The sequence below is a fragment of the Stenotrophomonas nitritireducens genome, from assembly GCF_001700965.1.
Classification (GTDB): Bacteria; Pseudomonadota; Gammaproteobacteria; order Xanthomonadales; family Xanthomonadaceae; genus Stenotrophomonas; species Stenotrophomonas nitritireducens_A.
On record NZ_CP016756.1, the window covers coordinates 4,504,321 to 4,517,830 of the forward strand.

Below are 13,510 nucleotides of genomic sequence, written 5' to 3' on the forward strand. Positions count from 1 at the left end.
GCAATACGCTAGACGGCTCAGCGTGATGCCGTAGGAATTCTAGTCAACAGACGTAGACATTGACTATTTTGCCTTCGCCTTCCTAGGGGCTGGCAGCTTACGTTTACCACGCAACGCCGCCTCGATAGCAGCAGGAATTTTGCTCAGTTGTTCCTCCAGGACCTCGGACTTCGCCCGTTGCCGGTCCGCTTCTTTAGAGGAAACCGCCGCTGCGTTCTGGGCAGCCTTCAAAGCACTGGCAAGTGATTGTTCGGTTGTAACGCGAAGCTTCTCTGCAGAAGCCAACTTGGTCTGTAGGTCTTTGATCTGCTGACGGGCTTGGTCGACTTCCCGTGCAGCACGATTTTCGACAGATCTGGCGTGTTCCATCAGGCTCTCGCGTTCAGATCTGGCCAGTTCTCGCTCGTCGTGCAACCGGGCCTCGAGGGTCTGCTTTGCCACATCCAGCTGCTCCAGCCGCTGATCCACAGAAGCACGTTGTTGTGTCGACTCTGTCAGCTGCGATTGAAGTTGATCGACGAGCTGCCGAAGCTCCGTCACTTGGGTCAGCGCCAGGCGTTCTGTTTGGGCTGAGGCTGTCGCCTGGGCATGTAGCGCGGAAGCTTCCTCGGCGAAGTTCTGCTGCTGCACCCGCAGCTCGTCATACTCGGCCGCAAGCGACTGTCTGGCGCCGGCAAGCTCTTCCAAAACCGATTCACGGGCATGCTGCAATGCCAACGCCCACCATTGACCGGCCAACTCGGCTAGGACCGCCGGCGCGTCCTTCAAATCTGGTCGCTTCGACTGCAGTCGAAGACCCAGATTTTTCCACCAAGTGTCCAGCCACCGCGTCACGGTGTTGGGTGATCCTGTGCCCAAGTGCGCGCGGATGCGTTCTACCGTCGGGCGTTCGCCATTGGCAACCAGCGCGTCGGCGGCGGTGTGAACATCGGATTCGGTGATGCCGCGGGCCATGCTGACGTCTCCTGTATCGGTGCCCTACTCTGTTGATTACGTACTTACGATAAGTGATGATTATCGTGGGTATAAGCTCTAATTCGTAGTATACATTACATAGTATGAAAGATAATTCTACGATTCCGGTTCTCGCTGCGACGGCTGCCAGCTTGGTACTGCCCGAACAACTGGCGCAACAGGCGGCCGACGCGGTGCGTGAACTGCTGGCCGAGGCGGCCGCTGAAAACACCACCCGCAGCTATACCAGTGCCTTGCGCTACTGGGCCGGCTGGCATGCGGCCCGTTATGGGATCGAGCTGATGCTGCCGGTGCATGAGGCCACGGTGCTGCAGTTCGTGGTCGACCATGTCCAGCGCCGATCGACCGAGGGCGAGCTGACCTGGGAGCTGCCGCCGGCCGTCGATCAGGCGCTGGTCGCTGCTGGCCTGAAAGCCAAGCTCGGCCCCTGGACCTTGTCGACCGTGCGGCATCGAATCGCCGTGCTGTCCACGGCGCACCGGCTCAAGCAAGTTACCAACCCCTGTGAACAACCGGCGATCCGCACCGTGCTCAGCCGCGCCGCCCGAGCGGCCGTCAAACGCGGCGAGCGGCCACGCAAGAAGACCGCCATCACCCTGCCCGAGCTGGAAGCCATGCTGGCCACTTGCGACGACAGCCTGGAGGGGATCCGTGACCGTGCCCTACTCTGCTTTGGGTTCGCCAGTGGCGGCCGCCGACGCAGCGAGATCGCCGCCGCCGACTTGCGCGACCTGCGCCGGATCGGCGAGGCGGGCTATATCTACCGCCTGGAGCACAGCAAGACCCAGCAGGCCGGCGTTACCGCCACCTCGACCCCGGACAAGCCGGTGCTGGATCGGGCCGCCCTCGCCCTGCAGGAGTGGTTAGAAGCCTCCGGGATCACCGAGGGGGCGATCTTCCGGCGGCTATGGAAACAGCGCGTCGGCCCTGCCCTGTCCCCGGCGGCCGTCGGGGAAATCGTGCAGCGGCGGGCGCGCCTGGCCGGGCTGGAAGGGGATTTTGGCGGGCATAGCTTGCGGTCGGGCTTCGTGACCGAAGCCAGCCGCCAGGGTGTGGCGCTGCCGGCGATCATGCAGCTGACGGAGCACCGGTCGGTGTCGAGTGTCGTGGGGTATTTCCAGACGGGTGGCGCGGCAGACAACCCGGCCGCTCGCCTATTGGATAGCGAGTAGCAAATTGAGAGCCTCGTTTGCTAGAACTGACTAACCAATCATCGCCGCGGCGCCTCAGGGGTTTTGCACGCAATTGAGGTAGCGCATTCGGCATCTCAAATCTCCCCTTGAAACTGCGCCATTTGGTACATACGTGAACATTGAGGGATAGCCATCGCTATGGATGCCTGTGGCTTCTCCCGGGGGAAACCAAAAGAACCGCCATCACAGTGGTCGCCCTCGGCGGCCGTACAGGGAGAGTTTATGAGCTCGAGGACGTGGAACGAGAGCCGTGCCGACAAACGTATACAAGCGACGATCGATGAGGTATCGATTTCGGACATCACGATTAAGCCTTATGTCCGTGACACCGATCTGCGGAGCCTGAGTAACAAAGTGGCCTACCGCGTCGATGGTGTGCATTTGTATGCCGACATCGTGAATCTGGAAGATCTCTTGAATGTCACAATGATCGAAGGCGAGATGTGCCATCGCCGAACCTTGCGCTTCTTGAATCTTCATTACCGCGCAGTCGAGCGGATCCTGGCCAACGAAGACGCCATCCTGGTCGACTTTCACAACCAGCGGCTGCACTCGGTAGTGGCCAAACCTTACGACGACGAAGCCAAGCGTATCCATCGGGCCATTGCCATCGGTCAGATGATCATGGATGTTTTGGCACGCACCGGTGAGGACGCTGATCATCCCGCCGCCAAAGTGCGCATCGGCATCGACAGCGGGCTGGCCCTGGCGGTCAACAACGGGCGCCGCGGCCATCGCGAACCGCTCTTCCTCGGCGAACCGGCCAACCATGCTGCCAAGCGATCGGGCGGCGGAAAGGCGGCGGGCATCTATCTGACCAACAATGCGCGGCAAAAGATCGGTCTGGCTAAAGTCACCTCTGAAGACGCTGCGCCGCTGACGGTCGACGAGATCAAGACCAGTCAGAATGAGGTCAACCTAGTCAGCACGGTCGACAAGGTGGTGAAGGATTGGGAGGCTGATCTGAAAGCGCACCCGATCGGTAAATTCGAATTCAGCGCTCATACCCCGCCCTATGCTGGCCTGGACTTCGAAAGGCTGTCCGTGGCTGCAACACGGCGCCAGGATGCGGCGACCGTCTATGCGGATATCGACGGCTTTACCAAGTTCGTAAGCCGCAACATCGCCGACGATCTGAACGCCAAACACGTCGTTCGTGCGCTGCGGGTGCTGCGTAGTGAGCTGGACGCAGTGCTACACACGGAGTTCAAGGGACGCAAGGTCCGATTCATCGGCGACTGTGTGCACGGACTCTTGATCGAAGGAACCTGCGCGAATACGAACGAGGAAGAGACCATCAGCAACATGGTCTTGTGTGCCGGCGGCATGCGCAGCAGCTTTGCGCTCGCCCTAAAGAAGTTGCATACGGCTGGCACCAACGCCAGTTCTTTGGGTCTACAGATTGGTTTTGAGTTCGGGCCCATGACCGCGACCCGCCTGGGCATGAAGGGTGACCTCATTCGTTGCTCGGTTAGTCGCGGTGTGCTGACAGCGGAGCGCGAGCAGGGGCGCTGCAAAGGCGCTGAAACGGCAATCGGCGCTGAGGCCTTCAAAACCGGATAGGTGAACTATTGGGATAGAGGATGTGAACTATTCCACTGCTGAAGCAGCTGCTGGCCGGCCGACAGATGGCCGAGAGGCGCCGTTGGAGTGGTTCCAATCGCATGGTCCTTTCGCAGAGCATGCTTGCACTTCGTCAACTTTGCTTCAAGTGATCGACCGAGCACGTTTCGCTTTCACAGGACAAATCTGCCGGTTCCCCCCCCTTGGAAACCGCCCAGGGCTTTATGCAGCAATCATCCAAGCTTCACGCGGTCCCGGCGCAGGCGGCCGGAGTCGGGGCGTGACGCCCGGTGCAGGATGATGTGGACCGAAGACAGATCGACACACGGATCAGACTGATGAGCCCGCGCATTGCGGTGCGTGTCAAGATAGTTGTCGCCTGATTTCATGCAGCTAGTCGCTTACTTTCATTCTGTTTGCTTTGTGCCGGCACGACCGTGTCTCGGTCGGGATTGAGCGTGACGGCACCGACGCGACTCCAGTCCCTGATCGTGCCGGTCCAACGCTGCGGATGGCGCTGGCGGGCGAGCTCGTAGACCTGAGTGCGGACTTGGAGCTGGGCGGCGTCCTGGCCCGCGTGTCGCACGGCCGGGGCGACGAAGCGCAAGCCGCTGTGCAGGTGCTCGTGGTTGTACCAGTGAACGAACTGCGCGGCCCATGTCCGTGCATCCTGCAGGTCGGCAAAGCCCCGGATCGGGAAGCCGGGGCGGTACTTTGCGGTGCGGAACAGGCTCTCCACGAAGGCGTTGTCGTCGCTGACCCGCGGGCGCGAGTAGGACGGGGCGACGCCCAGCCACTGCAGCATCGCCAGTACCGTGGTCGCTTTCAGGGCGGCACCGTTGTCGCCATGCAGCACTGGTTTGTTGGTCGCTGCATGGATGCCCTCGGCCAGCGCCGTGCGCTTGAGCAGATGCGCGGCATGCTCGCCGGACTCGACCTCGTGCACCTCGTGGCCGACGATCTTGCGGCTGTACAGGTCCAGGATCAGGTACAGGTAGAACCAGCGCCCGGTCACCTGCGAAGGCAGCCAGGTCACGTCCCAGCACCACACCTGGTTGGGGGCGCGGGCCACGTGCGTGGTCGGCTTGCGGCGGGCCTGCGGTGTCTTGGCGCGACCGCGGTGACTGGCCTGCCCGGCCTGGTGCAGGACCCGGTGGAAGCTCGACTCGCTGGCCAGGTAGCGGCCCTCGTCAGCCAACCGCGGCACGATCTGCGCCGGCGGCAGGGCGGCGTATTGCGGGGCGTTGGCCACCTCCAGGATCGCGGCCCGCTCCTGCTCGCTGAGCGCGTGCGCGGGGGCCGGACGCACCGCTTCGGGCCGACCATCGGCACGGATGCCCGCGCTGTCGGACAGGAACACGGATTCGTCTTCGCCTTCGAGCCAGCCGCGGCGCGACAGGTGCCGGCACACGCGATGCGCGATGGTGTTGGCGAGCTGCGTCAGTTGCGCAGAGGTGGGGGCACGGGCGCGGCGCAGGCGCGGCTTGCGCCGCGGGGGCTCGACGTTCGCGTCGTACACGCCGTCGAGCCACAGCATGTGGAAGTGAACATTCAGGTTCAGCGCGCTGCCGAAGCGCTGGATCAGGGTCACCGCGCCGCATTGCGCGCTGGCGTGGTCGACGCCGACTTGATCGGCTAACCAGCCGGCGATGACGCGCTGCACGATCACCAGCACCGGGCCGATGGCCTCCGGCTTGCTGGCGAACAGGAAGCGCAGCGGGTACGGAAAACTCAGCACCCATTGCCGCACCGGCCGCGGGCCAAACACCTCCTCCACCAGGTGCCGCGCGCTCTCGGCCATGCGCCGCGCCCCGCAGCTGGGGCAGAAGCCGCGCTTCTTGCAGGAGAAGGCCACCAGCCTCTCGGCCCGGCACTGCTCGCACACCACGCGCAGGAAACCGTGCTCGAGCACGCCGCAGCGCAGGTAGGTCTCGAACTCCTCGCGCACATACTCGGGCAGCGAGCGGTCTTGCGCCTCAAGACTTGCGATGAAGTCCGGGTAGTGCGCCTCGACCAGCGCGTACAGCAGCGTGCGCTCGGGAACATGGCGTGCGTAGCTCGGCGCGGCCGCCAGCGCGGTGTTTGCGGCACGGGCGACACGCGGCGCGGCGCGTCCCTCCGGTGCGGTGAGGCACAGCACGGAACGATCCTGCGCATCGACGGCTGCACAGTGTTCCGCGCGGCCTCATCGCCGCCCATCGGCATTTCTCCCGCGCATGGGTAAGACATCGGCGCGGCGCAGCGTAGCAAATCACCTACCTGAGGGCACCTCTAAAAACCCCCGCTCTCGCGCCAGCAGCCCTCAGCAGAGTGCCCCGCTGACGGCATCAGGGTGAGCGACATCGTCAAGGTGAAGGTGGCTGCCGCTGGTGCGGCAGACCCTGGCCGAGGCTGGTCTCAAGATCGATGAGATCGATGGCGTGGCCTATACCGCCGGCCCCGGGCTGGTGGGGGCGCTGCTGGTCGGGGCCGGGGTCGCGCGCGCGCTGGCCTGGGCGCTGGACGTGCCGGCGGTGGCGGTCCACCACATGGAAGGCCATCTGCTGGCGCCGCTGATGGAGGATGATCCGCCGCAGCCGCCGTTCGTCGCCCTGCTGGTTTCCGGCGGCCACACCCAGCTGGTGGCGGTGGACGGCATCGGCCGCTACCGGCTGCTGGGCGAGACGCTGGACGACGCCGCCGGCGAGGCCTTCGACAAGACCGCGAAGATGATGGGCCTGCCCTATCCCGGCGGCCCACAGCTGGCCGCGCTGGCCGAACAGGGCGTGCCGGGCCGCTTCCGCTTCGCCCGGCCGATGACCGACCGGCCGGGGCTGGATTTCAGTTTCTCCGGGCTCAAGACCCAGGTGCTGCTGGCCTGGCAGCAGTCCGACCAGTCGCCGCAGACGAAGGCCGACATCGCCCGCGGCTTCGAGGACGCGGTGGTCGACACGCTCGCGATCAAGTGCGAACGCGCGCTGGACGCGGCCGGCTGCGACGTGATCGTGGTCTCCGGCGGCGTCGGTGCCAACAAGCGCCTGCGCGCGAAGCTGCAGGAGATGGCGGACAAGCGCGGCGGCCGCGCCTGCTTCCCGCGCCCGTCGCTGTGCACCGACAACGGCGCGATGATCGCCTTCGCCGGCGCCCTGCGCCTGCAGGCCGGGCAGCGCGAGGATGCCGCGGTGCACGTGGTGCCGCGCTGGGACATGGCCTCGCTGCCGCCGGTGGCGGCAGAACGGGAATCGGGAATCGGGAATGGAGAATCGTGAAGAGCGGCCATGCGGTTGCTCTTACCATTCCCGATTCCCGATTCCCGATTCCCGATTCCCGCCCTCATGGACAAGGTTTTCATCGAAGCCCTCGAGATCGACGCCCTGATCGGCATCTACGACTGGGAGCGGCGCATCCGCCAGACGCTGGTGTTCGACCTCGAGATGGGCTTCGACAACCGCATCCCCGCCGCCAGCGACGACATCGCGCTCACCCTCAACTACAAGGCGGTGAGCAAGCGCCTCGTGGAATATGTCTCGCAGTCGGATTTCGGGCTGGTGGAGACGCTCGCCGAGCGCTGCGCGGAGATCGTGATGAACGAATTCAACGTCGATTGGTTACGATTGAAGCTGAGCAAGCCGGGTGCGGTGCGCGGTGCGCGCGCGGTCGGTGTCATCATCGAACGTGTACGCACGCCACAAGGGAACGGATAGTTGCAGGAACAGCTGGAGACGCTTCGCACCACGCTCGCGCCCTACCCGGGCGCCTACACCGGGATCGTGATCGCCGCGCTGCTGCTGGCGGCATGGCTGGCCAACTGGCTGACCAAGCGGGTCCTGCTGCGCGGGCTCAGGCGCCTGCTGCGGGCCACTCCACTGGGGGGCGCGCAGCACGACCACGAGGTGCAGCTGCGGGTGATCCCGCGCCTGGCCAACGTGGTCCCGGCGCTGGTGATCGCCGCCGGCATCGCGGTGGTGCCGGATCTGCCGGCGCAGGTGGTCACCGTGGTGCGCGCGCTGTGCCAGGCCTTCATCGTGCTGACCGTGGCGCTGTCGATCTCGCGCGCGCTGGATCTGGCCAACCAGGTGTACGAGCGCCGCCCCGACGCGCGCAACAAGCCGATCAAGGGCTACCTGCAGGTCGCCAAGATCATCATGTTCGTGCTGGTCGCGATCTCGATCGTGGCCACCCTGGTCGGTGCCCAGTTCCTGCACATCCTCACCGGCCTGGGCGCGATGACCGCGGTGCTGATGCTGATCTTCCAGGACACGATCCTCTCGCTGGTGGCCAGCGTGCAGATCAGCAACGACGGCCGCGTGCGCATCGGCGACTGGATCGAGATGCCCAGCCAGAACGCGGACGGCGACGTGATCGACATCGCCCTGCACACCATCACCGTGCAGAACTGGGACAAGACCATCACCACGGTCCCGACCAAGAAGCTGATCAGCGATTCGTTCAAGAACTGGCGCGGCATGAGCGAGTCGGGCGGTCGCCGGATCAAGCGTGCGATCTACCTCGACCAGCATTCGGTGCGCTTCCTCGAGGCGGGCGAGGTGTCGCGCTTGCACCGCTTCGCCCTGATCGACGGCTACCTCGGCGAGAAGCAGCGCGAACTGGGCGAATGGAACGCACGCCCGGAAGTGCGCGGCGCGGAGGCGGTGAACCAGCGCCGGGTCACCAACCTCGGCACCTTCCGCGCCTACGTCGAGCAGTACCTGCGCCACCATCCGAAGATCCACCAGGACATGACCCTGCTGGTGCGGCAGCTGCAGCCGACCTCCGAGGGCCTGCCGCTGGAGATCTACTGCTTCACCAACGACGTGCGCTGGGCGTTCTACGAGGGCATCCAGTCCGACATCTTCGACCACCTGCTGGCGATCCTGCCGGAGTTCGGGCTGAAGGTGTTCCAGGGCAGCAGCGACGCGCCGCTGGACGTGAACCTGCGGCGCGTGGATGCGCCGTCGCATCCGGCCGGGCCGGGCGAGGGCTGACGCACCGCCGCCGCACGCGCCGGCGCGTGGCGCTCGCGCCTTCCCCGTCCGATGCGCGATCATGCGCGCTCCCCCGGAGCGCGCCATGCCCACCGCCTACCTGAGTCTCGGCAGCAATCTCGACCCGGTGCGCTTCCTGCGCGAAGGCATCGCCGCCCTGCGCGCGCGCTTCGACGACGTCGCCGTATCCGCGGCGTACCGCTTTCCCGCGGTCGGCTACGACGGCCCGGACTTCATCAACGCGGCCGCCGCGATCCGCACCGAACTGTCGCCCGAGGCGCTCAACGCCTGGCTGCATGCACTCGAGGACGCGCACGGCCGCGACCGCAGCGGCCCGCGCTACAGCGACCGCACGCTCGATATCGACATCGTGCTGTATGACGACCTCGTCGCCGAAGGCGTTGGCAACCTGCGCATCCCGCGCGACGAACTGCGCCACGCCTTCGTGCTCAAGCCGCTGGCGCAGATCGCGCCCGGCGCGGTGCATCCGCTGGAACGACGCACGATCGCCGAACTGTGGCAGGCGCACCCCGACCACGACGTGGCGTTCGACGAAGTCGCGTATAGGAAGTTCAAACGCCCTTTTCGGGCAGTCTGCTGGGTAGGCGGCGGTCGCGCAAGCCCCGTTTTGGGCACGGATCGGACGTCTGTGAGTGGGATTTCGGCATCGCGGGGCCACGCAGCGGCGTTGTCAGCAGCCATGCTTCGCTGATTCCCGACAGCGGGCCGAGCGCCGCCCTGCGGATCGTGGCCGCATCGGCTCGGATTCCGGTTTCGCCGTCGGCTGTGCAGCCGGCAGATCGTCACGCGGCTTGCACTGGCGGTGCGCGCGCTGCGGGCCTGTAGTGCGCTTCTTCCCGCGCGCCCTGCTTCACAAAGTGGCCAAGGATGGCGCGGATGGCGGCAGGTTCCTCGATGCTGGCGACGATCCGCACGGTGCCACCGCAGTGGACGCAGGCGGTGACGTCGATGGAAAAGACCCGCTTGAGGCGTTGCGCCCAGCTCATCGAACGGCGCTTCTCCTCGGGGCTGCGCGGCGCGTCGTTCGCGCTTGCGTCCGCCGGCTCCACAGCGGCGTCATGCCGCCTGCCGCGCCCCGATGGCGTCAACTGTGCGCGCAGGGCGGCGTTCGGGGCAAACACCCCGTGGAAGCGGGTCAGGTGGGCGCGCGGTGGCGGGACCAGCGCCGCCAGCTTGGCGATGAAATCCACCGGATCCCATTCCACATGCGTGGTGCCATTGCGCCACGGCGTCTTGAGCTGATACCGCACCCTACCCTGCGGTGAGATCGACAGCCGCTGCTCGCTGATCGCCGGGCGCGTGATGTAGCGGCAGCAACGGGGCGCCAAAGCGCCCCGTTTCACATTTGCCCCTCCACACAATGGGAGAAGCTCACTAACTATCCGCCGATGCTCAGCATGCGGTATACCCGCCGTCGACAACCAGTTTCTGACCGGTCATAAAGGAAGACTCGTCGGACATCAGGAACACCGCCGGCTTGGCGATTTCGGCCGGAACACCCATACGGCCACCAAATTTCCCACGCGGGACAATATCTGCATCCTTCACCGGATCGTTGCACAATGGGTGCAGCGCCGCCAGCTGGGTGAAGTCAAAGGCATCCGTTTCCAAGGATTTCTCATGCGACAACTTCTCTTTGTCAGTCGTGACAGCGGCCTGGAATAGCGGCGTCATAATATATCCCGGATTCACGGTGTTCACTCGGATTCCGTATTCCGCGAACTGCAGCGCGAGGGCCTTCGACAGGCCGACAACGCCGTGTTTCCCCATCGTATACTGGACCAGATTGAAGCGTTCAATCAGCACCTCGCCCGTCTCCGTGTTCACCACCTTCGGGCGACCGGCGACGCCGTGGATGCTCGATACCAGCACGATCGAGCCCTTGGTCCCGTGCTTCATCATCAGCCGCGAGCCGTAGAGCGCGGTATTGAACACTCCGTCCTCGTTGACGCTCTGGATGAATTTTTTCGACTTCAGAACCTCCTCGGGATCCTTATCGAAATCCTCAGCCGTCGCCACGCCGGCATTGGCCATGATGGCATCCACCCGACCATAGGTCTTCTCAGTGATCTCGAAAAGTTTCTCAACATCCTTCGGATCAGTCACGTCGGTATGCACATAGAGCGCATGCCCCTCACCATATTCCTCGTTCAGGCTCTTGGCGAATGCCTCGCCCTGCTCATCGTTGATGTCGGAAATGACAACCCCATCGGCCCCTTCGGCCAAGGCTTCGCGAACCGTTGCCGAGCCAATGGAATCGAACCCGGGGATGACCGAAACCGACCCCGTCACTACGACAATCTTGCCAGCTAGCTTACCCATCTCGAATACTCCTTTGGTTGAGATATTAGTGAATACATGCTGCGGTAGGGCCACCTTGGGGTATAGGAAGTTCAACCGCCCTTTTTGGCGAGTCTGGCGGGTAGGCGGCGGTCGCGCAAGCGCCGCTTTGGGCACAGATCGGGCACAGATCGGGGGTTCATGCGTGGGTTTTCGACATCGCGGGGCCACGCAGCGGCTCAGTGCGTAGCCATTTCTCACCGAATCCCGGCACAGGGCCGAGCGCAGCCCTGCGGGGTCGTGGCCGCATCGGATCGGACTCTGGCTTGGCTGCCGGCTGTGTGGCCGGCACCTCGTCACGCGGCCGGCGGCGGCGCGCGCGCTGCGGGCCGGTAGTGCGCTTGCTCCAGCGCGCCGTGCTTCTCGAAGTGGGCGAGGATGGCGCGGATGGCGGTGGGTTCCTCGATGCTGGCGACGATCCGTACCGCGCAGCCGCAGTGGGCGCAGGTGGTGATGTCGATGGAAAAGACCCGCTTGAGCCGTTGCGCCCAGCTCATCGCACGGCGCTTCTGCTCGGGGCTGCGCGGCTCGTCGTGGGCGCTGACGTCCACTGGCGCCGCATCGCCCGCAGGCCGCTTGCCGCGCCCCGAGGGCGTCAGCTGCGCACGCAGGTTTGCATTCGGGGCGAATACGCCGTGGAAGCGGGTGAGATGCGCGCGAGGTGGCGGGACCAGTGCCGCCAGCTTGGCGATGAAGTCCACCGCATCCCATTCGACATGCGTGGTCCCATTTCGCCACGGCGTCTTGAGCTGATACCGCACCCTACCCTGCGGTGAGATCGACAGCCGCTGCTCGCTGATCGCCGGGCGCGTGATGTAGCGGCACAGCTTTTCGAGCTTGTGGCTTTCGTGTGCTTCCGCGGCCACGCCGGCATGCAGCGAGAAGCCGCCGACCTTGCCGGCATCGCCCTCCAGCGAGCCTGCGTCACCGGGCAATGTTTGCAGCGTGACGACCTTGCGGCCAGCGTCGCGACCGGTGGCGATGCGGTAGGTCATCGAACTCATCCGCAGCCCATCCATGCCGTCGTCGCTACCCGCGCTGTCGGACAGGAACACGGATTCGTCTTCGCCTTCGAGCCAGCCGCGGCGCGACAGGTGCCGGCACACGCGATGCGCGATGGTGTTGGCGAGCTGCGTCAGTTGCGCAGAGGTGGGGGCACGGGCGCGGCGCAGGCGCGGCTTGCGCCGCGGGGGCTCGACGTTCGCGTCGTACACGCCGTCGAGCCACAGCATGTGGAAGTGAACATTCAGGTTCAGCGCGCTGCCGAAGCGCTGGATCAGGGTCACCGCGCCGCATTGCGCGCTGGCGTGGTCGACGCCGACTTGATCGGCTAACCAGCCGGCGATGACGCGCTGCACGATCACCAGCACCGGGCCGATGGCCTCCGGCTTGCTGGCGAACAGGAAGCGCAGCGGGTACGGAAAACTCAGCACCCATTGCCGCACCGGCCGCGGGCCAAACACCTCCTCCACCAGGTGCCGCGCGCTCTCGGCCATGCGCCGCGCCCCGCAGCTGGGGCAGAAGCCGCGCTTCTTGCAGGAGAAGGCCACCAGCCTCTCGGCCCGGCACTGCTCGCACACCACGCGCAGGAAACCGTGCTCGAGCACGCCGCAGCGCAGGTAGGTCTCGAACTCCTCGCGCACATACTCGGGCAGCGAGCGGTCTTGCGCCTCAAGACTTGCGATGAAGTCCGGGTAGTGCGCCTCGACCAGCGCGTACAGCAGCGTGCGCTCGGGAACATGGCGTGCGTAGCTCGGCGCGGCCGCCAGCGCGGTGTTTGCGGCACGGGCGACACGCGGCGCGGCGCGTCCCTCCGGTGCGGTGAGGCACAGCACGGAACGATCCTGCGCATCGACGGCTGCACAGTGTTCCGCGCGGCCTCATCGCCGCCCATCGGCATTTCTCCCGCGCATGGGTAAGACATCGGCGCGGCGCAGCGTAGCAAATCACCTACCTGAGGGCACCTCTAAAAACCCCCGCTCTCGCGCCAGCAGCCCTCAGCAGAGTGCCCCGCTGACGGCATCAGGGTGAGCGACATCGTCAAGGTGAAGGTGCTGGAGGTCGATGTGCCGCGCAAGCGCATCGCCCTGACCCGGCGGCTGGACGACGTGCCCGGCGAGAAGCCGGCACGCGAGGCGCGCGGCGAGCAGCCGCGTGGCGGCCAGGACCGCGGCGGCGGACGTGGACCGGGCGGTCCGCGTGGCGGGCGTGGGCCGGGCGGCAAGCCCGCCACCGCCTCACCGCCGGCCAACAACGCCCTGGCCGACGCCTTCGCCCGCGCGCGCGGGCGCTAGCCGGGGCTCCGACACGGGGCGCCTGAACACCACGCCCCTCGACGGGGTAATCTTCGCTCCCGCATGCGGGAGCGGGCCACGGCGGGGCAATGCACCCGGAAGGCCGGCAGGTCCAGAGGCGCGTTGATGGCGCGGTTGCCCGGATGCGGCCGTGTCCGGC

Annotated in this window: 9 protein-coding genes and 3 pseudogenes; 7 read left to right on the top strand and 5 right to left on the bottom strand. The window is 65.5% G+C overall.

The annotated features are described in order from the left end of the window. Positions 1-63: 63 nt before the first annotated feature. Positions 64-954 (bottom strand): DNA-binding protein, encoded by an 891-nt coding sequence (locus tag BCV67_RS19215; RefSeq protein WP_062167490.1) that lies wholly within the window; start codon positions 952-954, stop codon positions 64-66. 104 nt (positions 955-1,058) lie between these two features. On the opposite strand from BCV67_RS19215, the gene BCV67_RS19220 reads away from it, so the two are divergent. Both BCV67_RS19220 and BCV67_RS19225 read left to right on the top strand, forming a co-directional pair. Beyond that, positions 1,059-2,147, top strand: a complete 1,089-nt coding sequence (locus BCV67_RS19220; protein WP_062167488.1) for a site-specific integrase — start codon at positions 1,059-1,061, stop codon at positions 2,145-2,147. A gap of 243 nt (positions 2,148-2,390) precedes the next feature. Beyond that, positions 2,391-3,731 carry an adenylate/guanylate cyclase domain-containing protein gene (locus tag BCV67_RS19225; protein ID WP_082746538.1) on the top strand — a complete coding sequence of 447 codons (1,341 nt, stop codon included), beginning with the start codon at positions 2,391-2,393 and terminating at the stop codon, positions 3,729-3,731. Positions 3,732-4,116: 385 nt separating this feature from the next. On the opposite strand, the gene BCV67_RS19850 is transcribed toward BCV67_RS19225, so the two are convergent. Beyond that, positions 4,117-5,805: an IS3 family transposase gene (locus BCV67_RS19850; protein ID WP_231732492.1), complete on the bottom strand. Its 1,689-nt coding sequence runs from the start codon at positions 5,803-5,805 to the stop codon at positions 4,117-4,119. 286 nt (positions 5,806-6,091) lie between these two features. On the opposite strand from BCV67_RS19850, the pseudogene tsaD reads away from it, so the two are divergent. The 4 genes and pseudogenes from tsaD to folK form a co-directional block, all read left to right on the top strand. Next, positions 6,092-6,979: pseudogene (gene tsaD / locus BCV67_RS19235) on the top strand (tRNA (adenosine(37)-N6)-threonylcarbamoyltransferase complex transferase subunit TsaD); the annotation flags it as partial. Positions 6,980-7,045: 66 nt separating this feature from the next. After that, complete coding sequence (gene folB / locus BCV67_RS19240) at positions 7,046-7,414, top strand: dihydroneopterin aldolase (RefSeq protein ID WP_062167484.1); 369 nt, start codon at positions 7,046-7,048, stop codon at positions 7,412-7,414. Further along, complete coding sequence (locus BCV67_RS19245) at positions 7,415-8,695, top strand: mechanosensitive ion channel family protein (RefSeq protein ID WP_062167482.1); 1,281 nt, start codon at positions 7,415-7,417, stop codon at positions 8,693-8,695. A gap of 85 nt (positions 8,696-8,780) precedes the next feature. Next, a pseudogene (gene folK, locus BCV67_RS19250) lies at positions 8,781-9,254 on the top strand (2-amino-4-hydroxy-6-hydroxymethyldihydropteridine diphosphokinase); the annotation flags it as partial. 244 nt (positions 9,255-9,498) lie between these two features. Here folK and BCV67_RS19255 read toward each other — a convergent pair. The 3 genes and pseudogenes from BCV67_RS19255 to BCV67_RS19265 form a co-directional block, all read right to left on the bottom strand. Further along, positions 9,499-10,035: pseudogene (locus BCV67_RS19255) on the bottom strand (transposase); the annotation flags it as partial. 73 nt (positions 10,036-10,108) lie between these two features. Next, on the bottom strand, positions 10,109-11,038 hold the full coding sequence (locus BCV67_RS19260; RefSeq protein WP_016448223.1) for an SDR family NAD(P)-dependent oxidoreductase: 930 nt from the start codon (positions 11,036-11,038) through the stop codon (positions 10,109-10,111). Between the two features lie 314 nt (positions 11,039-11,352). Beyond that, a complete protein-coding gene (locus BCV67_RS19265; RefSeq protein ID WP_062171537.1) occupies positions 11,353-12,825 on the bottom strand; it encodes an IS91 family transposase in 1,473 nt (490 codons plus the stop codon). 258 nt (positions 12,826-13,083) lie between these two features. On the opposite strand from BCV67_RS19265, the gene BCV67_RS19270 reads away from it, so the two are divergent. Further along, the gene (locus BCV67_RS19270; protein ID WP_062167480.1) at positions 13,084-13,350 is read left to right on the top strand and encodes a hypothetical protein; all 267 of its coding nucleotides are present in this window, start codon (positions 13,084-13,086) and stop codon (positions 13,348-13,350) included. Positions 13,351-13,510 lie beyond the last annotated feature (160 nt).